Consider the following 17,555-nt stretch of genomic DNA (forward strand, 5'->3'; position numbering starts at 1 on the left):
TGAGCGCCAGGCTTTCCGGCCCGTTCAGCGTTTTCTCAGGTATGCGCGCGCCGGCGGTACTGGACAATGAGCTCACCGTGAAACCCACACTGCCCTGAGGATCGCGTGACCCAGCGACAGGACAAGACGAACCGACCGGCGACGGGCTGGTCGCCGCGATCGTCGCGGCCACCGCCGGACGCTCCGGCTCTGTTCGCTACGAGAGACCACCGGACCGCGGTGATGCGGGGGCATGTGGCCGTCAGGTGACGGGCCAACCCACCGACGCCGCCAGGACTCCGAGTGCGCCGGCGGACAGCAGCGCGGAGACGACGCTGCGGTGCGCCGCAGGAAGCCACAGCGCGGCAGCGGCGAGAATGCCCGCCTGCCATAGGTGCTGCAGGGCCAGGGCGAGGGGGACCGCCGAGCCGGCGATGGCACCGACGACCGCGGGGCCGGCGCCGTTGAGGAACGCCTGCACCGACCGGTTCGTACGGATCCGATCGAAACGGGGCGCACCGGCGATCACGAAGAGGAACGACGGGGCGAACGCGGCCACCGCCGCGAGCAGACCACCACCGATCCCCGCGGCGGCGTAGCCGACCACCGCGACGGTCTGCACCACCGGGCCCGGGGTGATCTGACCCAGCGCGACCGCGCTTAGGAACTGGGCGTCGGTCATCCAGTGGTAGCGCTCGACCGCGTCGGCCTGCATCAACGGAATGATCACGAAACCGCCACCGTAGGACAGCGCCCCGACCTTCACCGCCACCCAGACCAGCGCCGCCAGCCCGGCTGTCGCGGGCGGCGCGAGCAGAAGGACCGGCAGCGACAACGCGGGGCGGCCCCGCCCGGGCCGGAGGCCACCGCGGACAGAGACCTCCACGATCCCCGCCGCCACCAGCACGAGCACCAGCCAGGGCCCGGTCACCGCCGCCGCGACGGCACCGGCAAGACAGTAGCCGCACCATCGCATCCGCGCCGCACGCCGCACGCCGGCACGTTTCCAGCTAGCCGGGACCAGTGACCACGCTGCTTGTACCGCGACCGCGGCGACCGCCGCACCAGCCCCGGCAGCGGCGCCCTGCACCCAGCGCGGAGAGTGCCCGGCCACGAAAAGTGCGGCCAGGCCCAGGATGAGCACCAGTCCCGGCGCGATGAAGCAGAAGCCACCGACCAGCGCACCGGCCACGCCGCGCAACCGCCACGCCGTCAATATCGCCAACTGGGTCGAGGCCGGCCCCGGCAACAGGTTCGTGAAGGCGATCCCGTCCTCGAACTCGCCTGCGGAGATCCACTGACGGCGATCGACACAGAGTTGCCGCAGCAGCGCGATATGCGTGGGCGGACCACCGAACCCGATACCACCGATCCGCCCCCACTCGCGGGCGATCGTCGCCAGTCCCACCCGGTCAGGGGGCGTCGAGCCGTCTGCGGCCACCATGTCCGGCATCCCCGTCCCGACGCGGCAGGTCTTCGCCGCAATCCGTCACACTGCCGCGGTCAGTCCGATCATCGCACCGATCCGCTGAATCCACCCCCCTCAGCGCCAGTCGAAGTGCTCACGGTGGATGTTGCGGCTGAACGTCCCGGCGGCGCGAAGGCGACGGGTGAGGGCGTCGACCATCGGGGCGGGCCCGCACAGGAAAGCCGACACCTGACGCGGGTCGTCATCGGCGACCGTGGCCAGCACCGCGTCCGCGCTCAGGTATCCGTCGGCGGTGCTGTCGTGCAGGTGCACCCGCAGGTGGGGCAGTCCGGCGGCGACAGCGGTGATCTCGTCCGCGAAGGGCGCCGGACCGGCGGTGGTGTAGAAGAAATCGATGCGGGCGTTCAGGTTGTGCGTGTCGTGCGAGCGCAGCCAGCTGAGGAACGGGGTGACACCTATGCCACCGGCGATCCAGAGCTGCCGGGCGGTCCCACGGGCCTGGTCGAAGCGGCCGTGCGGACCACCGATCACGGCGGGCATCCCCGGCTCGACGAGACCCTGGATCGCCTGTGTGTCGTCGCCGAGAGCCTTGATGCTGAACCGCAGCTCTCCGCCGTTCGGAGCGCCGGAGATCGTGAACGGATGCCGGCGCCAGCCGTTGCGTCCCTCCAGGAAGAGCATGGCGAACTGGCCGGGTACGAAATGCATCGGTCGTCCAAGCGGGGTGAGGGTCAGTTCGGTCAAACCCCGCGCCACCGGCGTGACCGTCGCGACCTGGTAGTCGTGCAAGGGCAGGAAATACCGCGCGACGGTCTCCCGGTAGACGTAGAACGCCAGGCCTGTCCCACCGGCGACCAGGTAACTCCAGCGCAGCACCGGCGAGGCGAACATGGTGGCGTCGAGCAGCCCGTGGACGAACCCTGCCGCGAGCAACAGGCCGGTGAGGCGATGCAGGGAGCGCCAGCGCTCGTACCCGCCGAGAACAAGCCGGCTGATCGCCGCCGCACGCCGTGCCACCGCTGTCGCTCCGAGGCGGGTGACCCGGTCCAGGACGTCGCGCGGAAGCCAGGACAGCAGGGCCCGCCATCGGGGCAGGATCGCCCACACCGCCAGCGCGGCCAGGCCCCACACCCCGATCTGTGCGAGCAGACCACCCATGCCGGGTCCCTGACCGGCCGGAACGGGGCCGGTGTGCGGCAGCGCGCCGGGCGGGTGGTTGCCCTGCGCGAACATGAGATGTGGGATGAGCAGCAGAAGACCGGTGATCGACAGCCGCCGGTGCCAGACCGCGGCTTTGTCGATGCCGTCGAACCAGGTCTCCACGGCGGGCAGCACCGAGATCAGCACGATCGCCACCGACATCAGCAGCACCGCCTCGGCACCGGCCAGCTGACCCAGGAACGACCCCCACCCGGTGCCCACGGGTCCCCACACCAGCCACACGAGGGCGAACACCACCGTCAGAGCCACCACACCCCCGGGACCGGCAGTCCGCGCCGGGGGGACCAGCCGCAACAACGACACACTCCGACGATCCCACCGGCGGCTCGCTTGCGTGACGTGATCGGTTCAGGCCGCCGGGGGAAGGCGGATGGTGAAGACGGCACCCTGGCCGGTCCGGCCCCACGCCTCGATGGTGCCACCGTGCCCGGTGATCACTTCCCGGGCCAGGGCGAGACCGAGTCCGAAGCGCCGGTGATCGCCGTGGCCGCCGCGCGCGAACCGGGCGAACAGCCGTTCGGCGTCCGCCGGGTCGAAACCGGTCCCGTCGTCGCGGACGACCACGGTGATCATGGTCTTGTCCCGGCCGAGCTCGACGCTCACGTGCCCGCCACCGCGGGTATGGCTCAGGGCGTTGTCGACCAGGGCGGTGAGCACCCGCCGCAATGCCGCCTGATGGCCTGGCACCACCGACGAGATAGTCAGTCCGGGCTGCACCGGGTGCGTCCGGGGCGAGGTCGGGCCGGTAACCGGCGCCGCGGAACAGCCGCAGCAACAACGGGCCGAGCTCGCGGTCGTCCTCGACCACCAGGACCCTTGCCGCCGGCAGGGCACCGTCAACGGACTACCGGCGCACATCCTGCTCGTGCACGCCATCGTGGTGCTGCTCCCGCTCGCCGCGCTCCTGCTCGTGCTGACCGCCGTCCGGCCGGCGGCCCGCCGGCGCTTCGCCGGCCCGAACGCGATCCTGTCCGTGTTCGTGGTCGCTCTCGTGCCCGTCACGACGAGCGCCGGCGAATGGCTGGAACACCGGGTCACCGACACCGCTCTGCTGCGTCAGCACACCGAACTCGGTGACACGGCGATCTGGGTCGCCCTCCCGGTGGCCCTGCTCGCACTGGTGATCTGGTGGCGGCACCGCGAGGCAACCGCGTCGCCGGCCGACGCGCTCGCCGCCCCCGCCCGGCGGCGCGCCCGCCTCGCACCCCTGTCGGTCACCGTCACCAGGATCATCGCCGTGCTCGCCGTCGTCGCCGCCGGTGCAGCCGTCTACGACACCTTCCGGATCGGCGAATCCGGTGCGAAAGCGTCCTGGACGGGCACTTTCGACTCCGCCCCCGCCCAGGACGGTCCCGCACGGCCCGACGGGGACTGATGCGCAGGCGTGCGCTGAGCCGGTATGTGCCGGGCGGGCTGTTCCCCCCGCCCGGCACACGTGGTCAGGCCCGGACGTCGACCTCGTAGACGCGGGCTGCGGTCGTGCCGTCCTGGGTGGGGGTCAGCACGGTGACGCGCAGGTAGCGCGCGTCCGCGTTGACCGTGGTCGTGGTCGTGTCGGCGGTGTTGCCGCGGACCTGGGCCCGGGTGGTCCAGGTGCTGCCGTCCGGTGAGGTCTGCACGTCGAAGTCACGGGTGTTCCACTTCGTGTACTCGCCGCCGGCTCCGGCGTGCCGGATCACCACCGAACCGATGTGCTGCGTGCCGCCGAGGTCGGTCTGCAGCCACTTCGAGGTGCCCTGCGAACACCATTTGTCGAACCAGCCGCCCAGCCAGCTGCCGTTGAACGCCCGGTCCGGGCCTTCCGCGGCGGCGCACGACGAGTCGGCCGTGGCGGTGCGGCGCAGGGCCAGGTCGGCCGGGACGCTGCTGCTGCCGTACACCTCGAGCTCGTAGATCCGGGCCGTGCCGCTGCCGTCGATGGCCGGCTGACTCGTCTCCAGGCGGACGTACCGCGCGGTCCGGGCCGCCACCGGCAGATAGCTGCGGCTGTTCCGGCTGCCGGCGACGCTGACCGCGGTGCTCCAGGTGGTGCCGTCGGCACTGGTGGACAGCGTGAAAGCGCCGGTGTTCCAGCCGGTCTGCTCGCCGCCGAGCCCGGCGTGCTTCACCACGAAGGAGCTGACGGTCCGCGCGGAGCCGAGGTCCACCTGCAGGAACTGCGGGGCGGTGCCGGAGCAGAACTTGCTGTTGCCGGCGATCGCACCGTCGACCGCCCTGGCCGGGGACTCCGAGCTGTTGCACGCGGCCGACCCGGTGACGGGCTGCCCCTGCGCCAGGTCGGCGCCGAGGTCCGGTTCGGCCGGCGGCTGGGTGCGGCCGTCGGCGAAGCTCGGGGGTACGTCACCCACGCCGGTCCCCCACCCCGAGGCCGACCCGCCCATCGTGTACGAGACGGTGCCACCGGCTGCGATGTCCGCGTACCGGAAGAAGTTGTGGCTTGTCGCCGTGCCACCGACCGAGAGTGACTGCACGTAGCGGTTGGTGGCGCTGCCGCCGGTGACGGTGATGGTGCCGGACGGGCGCTGGATCAGCACGCCGGGGAACGTGCCGCCATGCACGGCGAGCGTGTCGGCACCCGGGGTGACGGGGTAGAAGCCGAGCGCCGACCAGACGTACCAGGCCGAGGTGGCGCCGAGGTCGTCGTTGCCGGGCAGTCCGCCCGCGCCGGTGGTGAACGATTCCGCCATCACGCGGCGGACCGCGTCGCTCGCACCGGCGGGTTTGCGGGCGAAGTTGTACGCCCACGGGACGCCGTGCTCGGGTTCGTTGCCGATGTAGAAGTACGGCCGGGACAGCCCGCCGTTCAGCTCGGTGAAGTGGTGGTCGAGGCGCTGCACCGCGGTGGCCGGGCCGCCCATGAGGGTGACGACCGCGCCGAGGTTGTGCGGGACCATCCAGCTGTACTGCGCGGCGTTGCCCTCGACGTACGGGCTCTCCTGCGCCGGGTTGAACGGCGTGGACCACGCGCCGCCGCCGTCGCGGGTGTGGATGAACGCCGACTCACCGTTGAACAGGCTGCGCCAGTACTGCGAGCGGGTGCTGTACGTGGTGTAAGCGCCGGTGTCGCCGACGGACTTGGCGAACTGGGCGATGGCGAAGTCGCTGGACGCGTACTCCAGGGTCTCCGACGGGTTGCCGGGGATGAACTCGTTCGCCGCGTACGCGGACTGGTTGCCCCGCAGCACGTAGCCCTGCGAAGCGCCGCCGTTCGCGCTGCTCTTCATCAGCGCCAGCGCCGCCGCGGTGTCGAACCCGCGCACCCCGAACGCGTACGCGCTGCCCACCACGATCGGTCCCGGGTCGCCGGGCATGACGAAGTCCTCGATGCTCTGGTGCGACCATTTCGGCAGCGCGCCGCCCTGCCGGCCGTCGAGCACCATGGACTTCACGATGTCGGTCATCACGTCCGGTGCGATCAGCGCGACCAGCGCCGACCAGGAGCGGTAGATGTCCCAGCCCGAGTAGTTCTGATAGACGGGATGGCTCGCGGTGTGCACGGCGCCGTCGAAGCCGCGGTACTCGCCGTTGGTGTCGCTGGCGACGTTCGGGTTCTGCAGCACGTGGTACAGCGCCGTGTAGAACTTCTGCAGCTCCGTGGCGGCGCCACCGGTGACCTGCACCCGGTTGAGCGCGGTGTTCCACTTCGCGTCCGCGGCGGTGCGCACGGCGGCGAAGGAAGCGGCCTCCGCGGTGGCGTTGTTCTGCGCGTTGGCGACGCTGACGAACGAGATGCCCACGGTCGCGTTCACCACGGCGTTGCTCGTGGTGTCGAACGTGACGTACGCGCCGGCCTGGGTGCCGCTCGTGCTCGCCGACCCGGCCGCGACCGTGCCGCCGGTGAACGTGCCGAACCCGGTGGGCGTGCGGTCGAACAGGATCGAGTAGTACATCGTGAACGTGCGTCCACCGCAGAAGCCGCCCGCGGTGTGCTCGCCCCAGACCCGGTTGCCGCTGATCGACACGTTGCCGGCCCGGTCGCCGGTGGCCGAGCGGCTTGCGTTGATCAACACCCGCGCGGTGGTGCTCGCCGGATAGGTCAACCGCATCGCTCCGGTACGGGTGGTGGCGCTCAGTTCCGCGTCCACGCCGTACTTGTCGAGCCGGTTCTTGTAGTAGCCGGGCGACGCGGACTCGTTGGTTTTCGTGTACGCGGACGCGTAGCTGGTCCAGGAGCTGCCGGGGGACGCACCGAGCGCGCCGGTCACCGGCAGGATCGGCAGGTCCTCGTCGTTCGGGCAGCCGGCGCCGTTGAAGTGGGTGAGGCTGAACGACTCGATCGTCCGGTCCCGGTCGCGATAGCCCGAGGGTGAGGCGGTCGGCGTGTCCGGGCTGAACTGCACCATCCCGAACGGCACGGTCGCACCGGGGAACGTGCTGCCACCGGCGCCGCCGCCGACCGGGTTGGGCGAGTTGCTGTCGTCCGTACCGATGAGGGGATTGACGTACTGGGTGAGGGCGAGATCCGCAGCGCTTGCCGCCTGCGGGACGGAGATCACGGCAGCGGTGAGGACGACCACTGCGGCGAGGGTACGGAGCATGGGGGATGCCGTCCCTTCTGTGACGCGGAGGTGACAACGCTGTCACCTGGTATACAGATAGGACTCCTTCTCATTTACGCTTGTCAATACTTGGACTCCGAACGGACACTCCTCGACCATCCCGCCCACCGGCCGCCGACAACGCCCCTGGTCAGGCGCCCCAGCCCCGGAGCAGGGCAACCACGTGCGCGCGCAGTGCCCGCTCGGAGACCGGATCCTGTGCGGTCAGGATCAGGGTGAGCACCGGGCCGGTCAACTGCGCCGCGGCCAGCGCGTCGTCGGGCATCTCCGGCGCACGCGCCCGGACGCGGTGCAGCACCGGGCGGGCACTCGCGTCGAGCAGGTTCGCCGCGCGCACGAGATCACGGACGGCGGGGTCGTGCTGGGCCTCGCCGATCAGCGCCCGGTAACCGAGACCGGCCGGTGACGCGGTGAGGAACGTGTTCAACGCCCGCAGATAGGCGACCAGCTCGGCCCGGGGATCGGACCGGACCGCGGTGTGCAGCTCGGCGGCGGCGTCGACGACGCAGGCCTCGAGCAGGATCTCCGCCTTCGTCGACCACCACCGGTAGACCGTCTGCCGGCCCACCCCGGCGCGTTCCGCGATGCCTTTGATGGTCATGGCGGAGTATCCGATCTCGACCAGCAGATCGTCGACCGCGTGCAGGACAGCGCGACGGGCCTGTTCGCTGCGCGGGCGTCCCGCCTGCGGGGGCGCGGGTGACTGGTCCACCGGCCCACCATACCTAGGCACCGTGTCTCGTTATGCTAGCCTCCACAATACGAGGCACCGTGCACCGTATTGTGAAGGATCAGCATGCGTCAGAATCCCCCCGCGCCGAGGTTCGCCGCGCTCCGCAACCGTGACTCGCGGCCGTATCTGATCGGCACCGGGCTGGCGATGATGGCCGACAACATCGAGCACGTCATCACGTACTGGGTGCTCTGGCAGAAATTCCACTCCCCGGCCCTGGCCGGATTCCAGGTGATCAGCCACTGGCTGCCGTTCCTGCTCTTCTCCGTGCTGTCCGGCTCGCTGGCCGACCGTTACGACTGCCGCCGCATCATCCAGTCGGCGCAGGCGCTGTTCATGACCGTCTCCTTGTGCTGGGGCCTGCTCTTCTGGACCGGCACCCTGCAGATCTGGCACGCCTGCGTGCTGCTCGTCCTGCACGGCTGCGCCGGCGCGCTGTGGGGCCCGGCCGAGCAGATGATGCTGCACGACTTCGCCGGCCGCGACGAGCTGCCCGGGGCCGTCCGGCTGAACGCGACGTTCCGCAGCCTCGGCGTGCTGTGCGGCCCGGTCGTCGGGTCCGCGCTGTTGCTGCTGCTCGGTCCGACCGCCGGGATCTTCGCCAACATCGCTTTCTACCTGCCGTTGACGATCTTCCTGTTCCGCACCCGGTTCACCGGCCACGTCCGCGAGGGCGTCAGCACCCGGCCCCGCTCCGGGCCCATCGCGACGCTGCGAGCCGCCCGCGGTGTCTCCCTCGCCCCGGCCGTGACCAGCATGATCGTGCTGGCCGGGCTCGGCTCGTTCTTCGTCGGCGCCTCCCTGCAGTCGGCGATGCCCGAGTTCGCCGAATCGCTGGGCGCGGGGTCGGCGGGCCTCGCCTACGGTGTGCTGCTGTTCGCCAACGGCGTCGGTGGTGTGGTCGGCGGGCTGGTGCTCGAGGCCACCGGCTGGCTCAAGCCGTCGGTGAAGGCCGCGGTCGCCTGCACGGTCGTCTACGGCATGACCAGCCTCGTCTTCGCGGTCACGGGCAGCTATCCGCTCGCCGTGGCCGCCCTCGTGATCGGCGGGGTCGCGAACCTGGCCGCCATGTCCATCTCGCAGACCGTGGTGCAGCTGCAGGCGCCACCGGCCGAACGCGGCCGCATCCTCGGCCTCTACAACACCTCGTCGGGCGGCCTGCGGACCGGCAGCGGCTTCACCGTCGGCCTGGCCGGGGCGGCGATCGGCATCCACTGGTCACTGGGGCTCAGCGCCGCCGCCCTGACCGTGGGGGCGCTGGCCGCCGGCGTGTACGCCCTACGAACCCGATGACGCATCGGGGGCCGCTTCGCTGGGCTCGGGATCAGGCTCAGGGCCGGCCTGCTGTCCCGTCACGGCCTGGCCATCGTCGAGGACCTTCGCCGAGACCGTGAGGGAGCGGGACTTCTGGGTGCCGCCGCCGACCGTGTAGATGTCGTACTTGTGGGTCTCGGTCGAGCCGACCGGCCCGCCGCACGAGAAACCGAACTCCTCGGTGCCCACCAGGCCGACCTCGTCGTACGTGCCGGGGGTGCCGGTCGGGTCGTCGACCGAGAGCGCGCCGCCGGTCGCCCCGGTGATCTCCCAGGCGATCACGAGGGGTACAGCCTTCGCGCGGAAGACCGCCGTGCCCTCGGCGCACTTCGGCTTCTGCACCACCCGGAACGACACGATCCGCGGCCCGGACCCTTTCGGGTGCGGGCTGGACTTTTTGGGATGCCGGCTGGACTTCATCGGGTGCGGGCTGGTCGATCGCGACGACTTCGGCGTGGCCGACGGCGTGGATGCGGAGGTGGTCGGCGTGGCTGCGGAGGTGGACGGCGTGGGCAGGGTGACGGCGTGCGGGTCGCAGGCGGTGACAGCGAACGCACCGAGCAGGAGAACCGCGGCTGAGCTGCGTCGTGAGGTCATGGCGGCAGGGTGGGCGGCCCGGCTGAAGAAACGCTTAACGGCTCACAGCAGCTCGGCGACCGCGCCCGCCAGCGACGTCTCGGAAGCCATCCGGAACGCCTTGCGCACCTCGTCGCCGCTCAGCGTTTCCCGCGCGCGCCGCTCCGCGGCATCACGGTCGGCCACCTCGTCGGGGGTGAACAGCGGCGCGCCGATGGCCGTACGCTCCCGCTCGGCGATCACCAGCAGGGTGAGGCCCCGGGCCGGGGCGGCACCGAGGACCGCCAGCTCGGCAAGGCCCTCGACGGCGTCCAGCTGCCCCTCGGGGATCGCCAGGTCGGTGTACACGCGCAGGGCGGCTCGCATGTGGTCGCCGGACGCGGCGAGCAGGCCCCGGCGCCGGGTGACGATGCCGAGGTTGGTCAGCGCCGCCGCCTCGCCGCGCCGCTCCCCCGCCGCGCGGAACCGTTCCAGGGCCTCACCGAACAGCGGCTCGGCCTCGTCGAGACGGTCCATGCAGCGCAGCGTCCCGGCGGTGTTGTTGAGTGCGGCCGCGATCGCCCGGGCGTTGCCGGCCTGCCGGGCGAGGTCCAGACCCTCGTAGCCGTACGCCAGCGACGCCTCGTAGTCCCGCTGCCCCTGCGCGGTGATCGACAGGTTGTTCAGGGCCGCGATCATGCCCGGCCGGTCATCCAGCGAGCGGAACGTCGCCAGCGCCTGTTCGCCCAGTTCACGGGCACCGGCGACGTCCCCGGAGTTGCGGGCCAGCGACGCGGCGGCGCGCAGGGCACCTCCGCGGAGCGGCGTCGGATCGGCGGGGGCCGCGGCGAGCGTACGGCGCAGCCATGATCGGCCCTCGGCCATCCGCCCGCTCACCCACCAGTACCACCACATCGCGGCCGCGATCTCCAGGCCGGTCGTGGCTGAGCGGTTCAGCGACCAGGTCAGCGCCGCCTGGATGTTGTCGTAGTCCCGCTCGATGGCGGCGAGCCAGCGACTGTGCTCGGGACCGTCGGCCGGTGGCGGCGCGGCCAGCTTCGCGACCCACAGCGCGGCGAGCCGGGTATGGGCGGGATCGTCGGCGGGCAGGCGCTCGGCCGCGTACTCCCGGATGGTCTCGATGAGCCGGTAACGGCCGTCGGTGTGCTCGACCATGGACCGTCCGGCGAGCTGGGTGAGCGGGTCGAGCACGTCGGTGCCGGCCACCGCGCACGCGGCGGCCAGGTCGAAACCGCCCGCGAAGACACCGAGGCGGGGCAGCAGCTCCCGCTGGGGCTCGTCGAGCAGGTCGTACCCCCAGTCGATGGCGGCCCGCATGGTCTGGTGCCGCGGCACCGGGGAGGAACCGACCAGCAGGTCGAGGCGCCGGTCGAGGCGGGACATGAGCTCGGTGAGCGCGAGCGCGCCGAGCCGGGCGGCGGCGAGTTCGAGCGCGAGCGGCAACCCGTCGAGGCGCCGGCACAACTCGGCGGCGACCGGCAGCTCCCGCGGGCGCAACGCGGTGCCACCCCGGGCGGCGGCGACCCGGTCGGCGAACAGCCGGACCGCGTCGGAGCGGGCCGGGTCGGCGCCGGGCCCGGGGGTGGCCAGACCGCTGAGAGCGAAGACCGTTTCCCCGGGTACGCCGAGCGCCTCCCGGCTGGTGGCGATGATCCGTACGCCCGGGGTGGCGGCGAGCAGCTCGTGCGCGAACCGGGCGGCGTCGGCCCGCAGGTGCTCGCAGTTGTCCAGCACGAGCAGGGTCCGGCCGGCCAGGTGCCGGGCCAGGCTGTCGAGCACCGGCACGCCCGCCTCCTCCCGGGCCCCGGCCGACGCCGCGACGCGTTCGGGCAGCAGCCCGGTGGTGTGCCCGGCGAGCTCGACCACGTGCACGCTCGCGTAGTCGGCGGCGACCTCGCGGGCCAGCTCGACGCAGAGCCGCGTCTTGCCGCACCCGCCCGGCCCCACCACGGTGAGCAGCCGGGTCACGCCGAGCAGGCCGATCGCCCGGTCGAGCTCGGCGCGCCGGCCGATGAACCGGCTGCGGGTGCCGGGCAACCCGGGCGGGGGCTGGTCGAGCGCGGGATCCCGGCGCCGGATCGCCCCGGCGAGCGCGACCAGCGCGGCACCGGGCTGGGTCTCGTACTCGGCGAGAGCCATCGTGGTGCGCTCGAACAGGTCGAGCGCGTCAGCGGTGCGCCCGTCCCGGTGCAGCGCCAGCATCAGCCGCTCGACCAGGGGTTCGGTGACCGGCTCGGCGGCCACCCAGGCACTGAGCGGGGCCAGGACCGGACGGCCGGCGGCCATCTCCCGGTCGGTCCACCGCTGCCGGGCGGCGAGCAGCGACTCCTCCAGGCGGGCCGCCTGCGACGCGACCATCGGCCCGGCACCACCACCCTCGTACGCGGGCCCGCGCCACAGCCCCAGCGCCTCGTCCAGGGCCCCGTCGGCGACCAGGTCGGTGAACTCGTCGGCGTCGCTGCGGACGTCGAGCTGATACCCGCCCGGCGTCGTGACCAGCGCCGCACCGACGATCTTGCGCAGGCCGGAGACGTGCACCTGCAACGCGCCGGCCGCGGTGGGCGGCACGTCCGCGGGCCACAGTTCGGCGATCAACCGTTCCGGGGAGACCGGACGGCGAGCGGCGGCCAGCAGCGCGGCGAGCAGGGCCCGCATCCGCGGCGGCAGCGGGATGGCGCCGCCGTCCCCGGCAACCGCCCGGACCGGGCCGAGTACCTCGAACCGCATGTCTTAACCGTTTCTTCAGCGCCTGCGCCAACGCTAACCGCGTACAGCACGAATCTCTGCGGGTCGAGGGGCGGAAAAGCATGGTCAGTCGGGGGGTTGTGGCGGTGCTCGCGGCGGGTCTGCTGTCGGCGAGCGCGGCCTGCGGCAGCGCGGACGGGGCCGGCACGACGGCGGACACGGGCGGGTCCGGGCAGGTGCACACGGTGGTCAACGTGGACATCACCGGCGACGTAACGGTGAAAGGCAGTGCCACGGCACCCATGCCGACCAACAACGGCGTCGACTACCGGTCGTGCGACCAGTACGGCGGTGGCGAGGCGGACAAGGAGGGCCGCAAGTACTTCCTGGTGCCGCAGATGCCGTCCGGCACGATCGGCGGCAAGACCGTTTACATCGGCGCGATGATCGAGGACTACCAGGGGGCGGGCACGTACGACCGGAAGACCCTGACCGACATCGGCAGCCCGCCCGGGGTCAGCTTCGGCGGCGACCTCTATTACACCCAGAGCGGCACGACCAGCACGGTGACCACCGACGGCAAGGGCGGCGGCTCCTGGGTCTTCACCGGACTGTCGACCAAGAACCCCGACGGCACCGAGGGCGGCGGCCCCGAGGTCTCCGGCAGCGTGAGCTGGACCTGCGAGGACTGATCACACCCGGCCGAGATCAACCTCGACCGAGAACGGCGCGGCCACCTTCACGACACCGGCAAAGACGTCACCGTCGCGGTAACGACCGCTCGCCGGATCGAGAACGTACGTGTAGACGATCGGCGCCCCGGTGACGGCCTGCTCGACACGCCAGTAGAACGGGATCCCGGCCCGCGCGTACTGCTCGGTCTTGACGATCCGATCGGTCGTCTCCGACCCGGGAGAGACCACCTCGACCACGAGCAGCACATGCTCGGGCCGGGTCGGGGTGACGTCGATGGTGTCCGCCCGGTACACGGTCACATCGGGACGACGGTTGTTCAGCGGCACATCCTGGAGCCGGACATCGAAGTCGGTGTCCGCGTTCCAGTCCGGCCCCGCCGCGACGTCCAGGGCATTGGCCAGCAGCCGGGCCAGGCGGTTGTGCCGCTTGGACGCGCTCGGACCCACAAGAACGGCCCCGTCCACGACTTCGATCCCCGCGCACTGCTCTGGTGTCCACGTCGCGTAGTGCTCTGCGGTGACCGGGCCGACGGTCATGGACGCACCTCCAGGACGATTCGTTTCGGGGAGCTGCTCATTCGGTATCCATGCGGTTAACGGGGAAGATCAACAAGCGCGATATCGATCAGGGCCGTTGTTGCCTCGATAGCGTCGGCGGCACTTCAGGCTTCTGATCGAGTTGAGGTTTCCGTTGACGCTATCCTCCCCCGGCAGGTCCGTCCCGTTCCTCCTTGCGACCGTCACCGCGCTGGCGGTGACCCCGGCGGCACCCGCCGGCGCACGCGAAGCGGCCACCACCGCCGGCCCCGCGCATGCGGCCGCCGGCACGACGATCACGCTCATCACCGGTGACAAGGTCACCGTCCGGCCCGGTGTCACCACGGTGCAGGGTCCCGACGGTGAGCAGGTCGGTGCGCACATCACCACGATCGGCCCGGACACGTACGTGTATCCGGACAGTGCCATGCCGTACGTCGGCACCGGCCTGCTGGACAAGCGGCTGTTCAACGTCACGCTGCTGACCCGCGAGGGCTACACCGACGGCGCGACCGATTCGCTGCCGGTCATCCTCGAGTACCAGGGTTCCTCCTTCGCCAAGCGGGGCGCCGACGCCCTGCCCGACGCCAGCACCGAGGTACGGGCCCTGCCCAGCATCCAGGGGCATGCGGTGAACACCGATCGCGACCGGGCCGAGGACTTCTGGACCTCGCTGACCGGAACGGCACCGACCGGCGCGACCACCGCTCCCACCTTCACGCGCGGCATCACCAAGGTGTGGCTGGACGGGAAGGTCCACGCCGCCCTCGCCGACAGCGTCGCGCAGATCGGCGCCCCGGAGGTCTGGGCGGCCGGGAACACCGGCGCGGGTGTCGACGTCGCCGTGCTGGACACCGGGGTCGACGCGGAGCACCCGGACCTGGCCGGCCGGATCGAGGCGAGCGCCAGCTTCGTGCCGGGCGAGGACGTCACCGACAGGCACCGGGTCGGGCACGGCACGCACGTGGCCTCCACCATCGCCGGCACCGGCGCCGCCTCGGGCGGCACGGAGCGCGGGGTGGCCCCCGGCGTCGACCTGCAGATCGGCAAGGTGCTCGACAACGGCGGCTCCGGCCAGGACTCCTGGATCGTGGCCGGCATGGAGTGGGCCGCGCGGGAGCGCAAAGCCAAGGTCATCAGCATGAGCCTCGGCGGCGACCCCACCGACGGCACCGACCCGATGAGCGTGGCGGTCAACGAGCTCAGCGCCGAGACCGGCGCCCTGTTCGTCATCGCCGCGGGCAACAGCGGGCCGGCCGAGACGACCGTCGGGTCACCCGGTGCCGCCGACGCCGCCCTGACCGTGGGCGCGGTGGACGCCGAGGACCGGATCGCCGAGTTCTCCAGCCGCGGGCCGCGCCTGGTGGACGGGGCGCTCAAGCCCGAGATCACCGCGCCCGGCGTCGACATCCTGGCCGCCCGGTCGCAGTACGCGGCCGAGGGCGAGGGCAGCTACGCGACGCTGAGCGGCACCTCCATGGCCACGCCGCATGTCGCCGGCGCCGCCGCCCTGCTCGCCGCGCGGCACCCGGACTGGACCGGACCGCAGCTCAAGGACGCGCTGGTCAGCACCGCCAGGGAGACCCCCGGCCACGACGCCTACACGGCGGGCACCGGGCGCCTCGACATCGCCGCGACCACCACGGCGACGGTCTTCGCCACCGCGTCGGCCTACCTCGGCATCCACCCGCTCCAGGACGAGCCCTCGGGCACGGCTGAGCGGCAGATCACGTACACCAACACCGGTGCTTCCGAGGTGACGCTCGACGTCGCCTTGGCCGCTCAGGGCGTACCGGATGGTCTGTTCTCCTTGTCTTCACCCAGGGTGACCGTGCCCGCGGGCGGCACCGCCTCGGTCACGATCTCCGCGGACCTGGGTCTGGTGTCGGAGAAGGGCCGTTACACCGGCAGTGTCGTCGCCACCACCGGCGGCAACCGGGTGGCCGACACGATCGTCGGGATCAGCACCGAGGACCAGCCGAGGCACCTGCTCATCACGCCCACCGGACGGGGCGGTGAGCCGATGCCGGGTTCGATCAACCTGATCCGCGAGGGCGACCCGGCCGGCCAGTACTACAACTTCGTGTCCTTCGACGGCGGCCCCATCGACGTCCTGGTACCACAGGGTCGTTACTCGGTGTGGATGTACGGCGAGGTCGAGGGCACCCACGGCCCGAACTCCCGCGGCATCGCGCTGCTCAGCGCGCCCACCGTGACCGTGGAGAAAGACACCGCCGTGGACCTGAAAGCCGCCACCACCCGGGAGATCCAGGCGATCACGCCGAAGGCCACCGCCGACGCCGAGGTCCGGCTCGACTACCACCGTGAGCTGGGTGGATCCTCGGCCTCCGACTCCTACGTCCTGGCCCGCTGGTACGACAGCATCTGGGTCACGCCCGGTCTGAAGGCCCGCGACGGCAAGCTGTCGGTGTCCGCGCGGTGGCGCAAGATCGAGCCGCTGCTGGCGGTCGACGCCTTCGACGACCTGATCCTGCTGCCCGGTTCGACCGCACCGGCCGAGGGCTCGCGGCAGATCCCGGCGGTCTTCGCGGGCAAGGGCACCGCCGCCGACTTCGCGGCGGCCGACGTCAGGGACAAGATCGCCGTGGTACGCCGTGCCGACCTCGACGACCAGGTGGCAGCGGCCGAGAAGGCGGGTGCGGCGGTGCTCCTGATCGTCAACGACGAACCCGGGCGCTACTTCGACGCGACCCACCGGACGAAGCTCGCCGTGGCCACACTGACCAAGGACGGCGGCGACCAGTTGATCACCCGGCTCGGCAAGGGTGCGGTGAGCCTGCGGGTCACCTCGGACCCGACCACCGACTACCTGTACGACCTGGTGCGTTACTGGCCGGGCGCGGTGCCGAGGTCGGTGACCTACCGCCCCACGGAACGGGAACTGGCCCGGATCGACGTCGACTTCCAGAGCACGTCGGGCCGGGAGATCACCGAACGGCGTTACGACTACCACCCGGACCTGCCGGTGAAGACCGGCTCCAGCTTCCTGATGCGCTCGGAACGTTTCCGCACCGACTGGGTGACCGCGCAGGACGACGTCCGGTGGTCGACCGACATGGACGACCTGTACTCGTTCCAGCTCGGCGGCACCACGACCTACCCGGCGGGCAGCCGCACCAGCGAGAAGTGGCTGGGCGCGATCCAGCGCCCGCGGATCAACGACGCGGTCACGCTCCCCTACCGCGACGGTGACCGGCTCGTGGCTGAGATCCCGGGCTGGGGTGACTCCGGCGCGAACCACGCCGGGGTGGCGTTCCCGGACGGCGGTGAGATGACCGCGACGCTCACCCAGGGCCGGACGGTCGTCGAGCAGAACGCGTACAACTGGATCGACAGCAACTCCGGGCTGAGCCCCGAACGCCTGCCGTACCGCCTGGTCACCACGACCGAGCGGGACGCGGTGTCCTCGCCGTACTCGGTCCGGACGCGGACGGCCTGGGACTTCGTCTCCGACGCGAGGACCACCCGGTTGCCGCTGATCCAGCTCGACTACCGGGTGGACACCGACCTGGCGCAGAAGGCCTCCCGCTCGGCCGGGATCACCGTCGTCGCGTCACACCTGCCCGGCGCGCCGAGCAGCAGGAAGATCACCACGGTCACGCTCGATGTGTCGTACGACGACGGTGTGACCTGGGTCAGCCGGCGCCTGCACAGGACGGCAGCCGGCTGGACGGCGGACCTGCGGGCCCCGCGCAGCGCGCAGCACGTCACGCTCCGGACCACCGCGAAGGACGCCTACGGCAACCGGGTCGAACAGACGATCACCCGGGCCTTCGGCCTGGAGTAGTCACCTGCTCACCACCACC

12 protein-coding genes are annotated in these 17,555 nt (G+C 71.6%); 4 read left to right on the forward strand and 8 right to left on the reverse strand.

Features of this window, described 5'->3' with window-relative positions; all coding sequences use genetic code 11:
- Window positions 1–241 precede the first annotated feature (241 nt).
- The 3 genes from chrA to ACIA6A_RS18855 form a co-directional block, all read right to left on the reverse strand.
- A complete protein-coding gene (gene chrA, locus ACIA6A_RS18845; protein ID WP_396098954.1) occupies window positions 242–1,423 on the reverse strand; it encodes a chromate efflux transporter in 1,182 nt (393 codons plus the stop codon).
- Between the two features lie 99 nt (window positions 1,424–1,522).
- A complete protein-coding gene (locus ACIA6A_RS18850) occupies window positions 1,523–2,881 on the reverse strand; it encodes a hypothetical protein (RefSeq protein WP_396098955.1) in 1,359 nt (452 codons plus the stop codon).
- Window positions 2,882–2,977: 96 nt separating this feature from the next.
- The gene (locus ACIA6A_RS18855) at window positions 2,978–3,319 is read right to left on the reverse strand and encodes a sensor histidine kinase (protein WP_396098956.1); all 342 of its coding nucleotides are present in this window, start codon (window positions 3,317–3,319) and stop codon (window positions 2,978–2,980) included.
- A gap of 7 nt (window positions 3,320–3,326) precedes the next feature.
- On the opposite strand from ACIA6A_RS18855, the gene ACIA6A_RS18860 reads away from it, so the two are divergent.
- Complete coding sequence (locus ACIA6A_RS18860; RefSeq protein WP_396099010.1) at window positions 3,327–4,004, forward strand: DUF2231 domain-containing protein; 678 nt, start codon at window positions 3,327–3,329, stop codon at window positions 4,002–4,004.
- 64 nt (window positions 4,005–4,068) lie between these two features.
- On the opposite strand, the gene ACIA6A_RS18865 is transcribed toward ACIA6A_RS18860, so the two are convergent.
- Both ACIA6A_RS18865 and ACIA6A_RS18870 read right to left on the reverse strand, forming a co-directional pair.
- Complete coding sequence (locus ACIA6A_RS18865) at window positions 4,069–7,167, reverse strand: GH92 family glycosyl hydrolase (RefSeq protein WP_396098957.1); 3,099 nt, start codon at window positions 7,165–7,167, stop codon at window positions 4,069–4,071.
- Between the two features lie 151 nt (window positions 7,168–7,318).
- A complete protein-coding gene (locus tag ACIA6A_RS18870; protein ID WP_396098958.1) occupies window positions 7,319–7,900 on the reverse strand; it encodes a TetR/AcrR family transcriptional regulator in 582 nt (193 codons plus the stop codon).
- Between the two features lie 84 nt (window positions 7,901–7,984).
- Between ACIA6A_RS18870 and ACIA6A_RS18875 the strand changes: the two genes are divergently transcribed.
- Window positions 7,985–9,214, forward strand: a complete 1,230-nt coding sequence (locus ACIA6A_RS18875; RefSeq protein ID WP_396098959.1) for an MFS transporter — start codon at window positions 7,985–7,987, stop codon at window positions 9,212–9,214.
- Here the strand turns inward: ACIA6A_RS18875 and ACIA6A_RS18880 are convergent.
- Window positions 9,200–9,832 (reverse strand): hypothetical protein, encoded by a 633-nt coding sequence (locus ACIA6A_RS18880; protein ID WP_396098960.1) that lies wholly within the window; start codon window positions 9,830–9,832, stop codon window positions 9,200–9,202. The two genes, ACIA6A_RS18875 and ACIA6A_RS18880, sit on opposite strands and share 15 nt — an antisense overlap.
- A gap of 42 nt (window positions 9,833–9,874) precedes the next feature.
- Entirely contained in the window at window positions 9,875–12,538 is a 2,664-nt protein-coding gene (locus tag ACIA6A_RS18885; RefSeq protein WP_396098961.1) for a BTAD domain-containing putative transcriptional regulator, read from the reverse strand.
- 80 nt (window positions 12,539–12,618) lie between these two features.
- On the opposite strand from ACIA6A_RS18885, the gene ACIA6A_RS18890 reads away from it, so the two are divergent.
- Window positions 12,619–13,188 (forward strand): hypothetical protein, encoded by a 570-nt coding sequence (locus tag ACIA6A_RS18890; RefSeq protein WP_396098962.1) that lies wholly within the window; start codon window positions 12,619–12,621, stop codon window positions 13,186–13,188.
- Here the strand turns inward: ACIA6A_RS18890 and ACIA6A_RS18895 are convergent, their stop codons facing one another.
- Window positions 13,189–13,728: a Uma2 family endonuclease gene (locus ACIA6A_RS18895; protein ID WP_396098963.1), complete on the reverse strand. Its 540-nt coding sequence runs from the start codon at window positions 13,726–13,728 to the stop codon at window positions 13,189–13,191.
- Window positions 13,729–13,882: 154 nt separating this feature from the next.
- Here ACIA6A_RS18895 and ACIA6A_RS18900 point away from each other — a divergent pair, with 154 nt between their 5' ends.
- Window positions 13,883–17,536, forward strand: a complete 3,654-nt coding sequence (locus tag ACIA6A_RS18900; RefSeq protein ID WP_396098964.1) for a S8 family serine peptidase — start codon at window positions 13,883–13,885, stop codon at window positions 17,534–17,536.
- Window positions 17,537–17,555 lie beyond the last annotated feature (19 nt).

Source organism: Actinoplanes sp. NPDC051494, assembly GCF_044454705.1.
Lineage (GTDB): Bacteria > Actinomycetota > Actinomycetes > Mycobacteriales > Micromonosporaceae > Actinoplanes.

What these genes read in the sequence shown, in the direction of transcription:
- ACIA6A_RS18875 (WP_396098959.1), top strand. Translation starts at nt 7,985, where the DNA reads ATGCGTCAGAATCCCCCCGCGCCGAGGTTCGCCGCGCTCCGCAACCGT.
- chrA (WP_396098954.1), bottom strand. Translation starts at nt 1,423, where the DNA reads ATGGTGGCCGCAGACGGCTCGACGCCCCCTGACCGGGTGGGACTGGCG.
- ACIA6A_RS18895 (WP_396098963.1), bottom strand. Translation starts at nt 13,728, where the DNA reads ATGACCGTCGGCCCGGTCACCGCAGAGCACTACGCGACGTGGACACCA.
- ACIA6A_RS18880 (WP_396098960.1), bottom strand. Translation starts at nt 9,832, where the DNA reads ATGACCTCACGACGCAGCTCAGCCGCGGTTCTCCTGCTCGGTGCGTTC.
- ACIA6A_RS18885 (WP_396098961.1), bottom strand. Translation starts at nt 12,538, where the DNA reads ATGCGGTTCGAGGTACTCGGCCCGGTCCGGGCGGTTGCCGGGGACGGC.
- ACIA6A_RS18890 (WP_396098962.1), top strand. Translation starts at nt 12,619, where the DNA reads ATGGTCAGTCGGGGGGTTGTGGCGGTGCTCGCGGCGGGTCTGCTGTCG.
- ACIA6A_RS18865 (WP_396098957.1), bottom strand. Translation starts at nt 7,167, where the DNA reads ATGCTCCGTACCCTCGCCGCAGTGGTCGTCCTCACCGCTGCCGTGATC.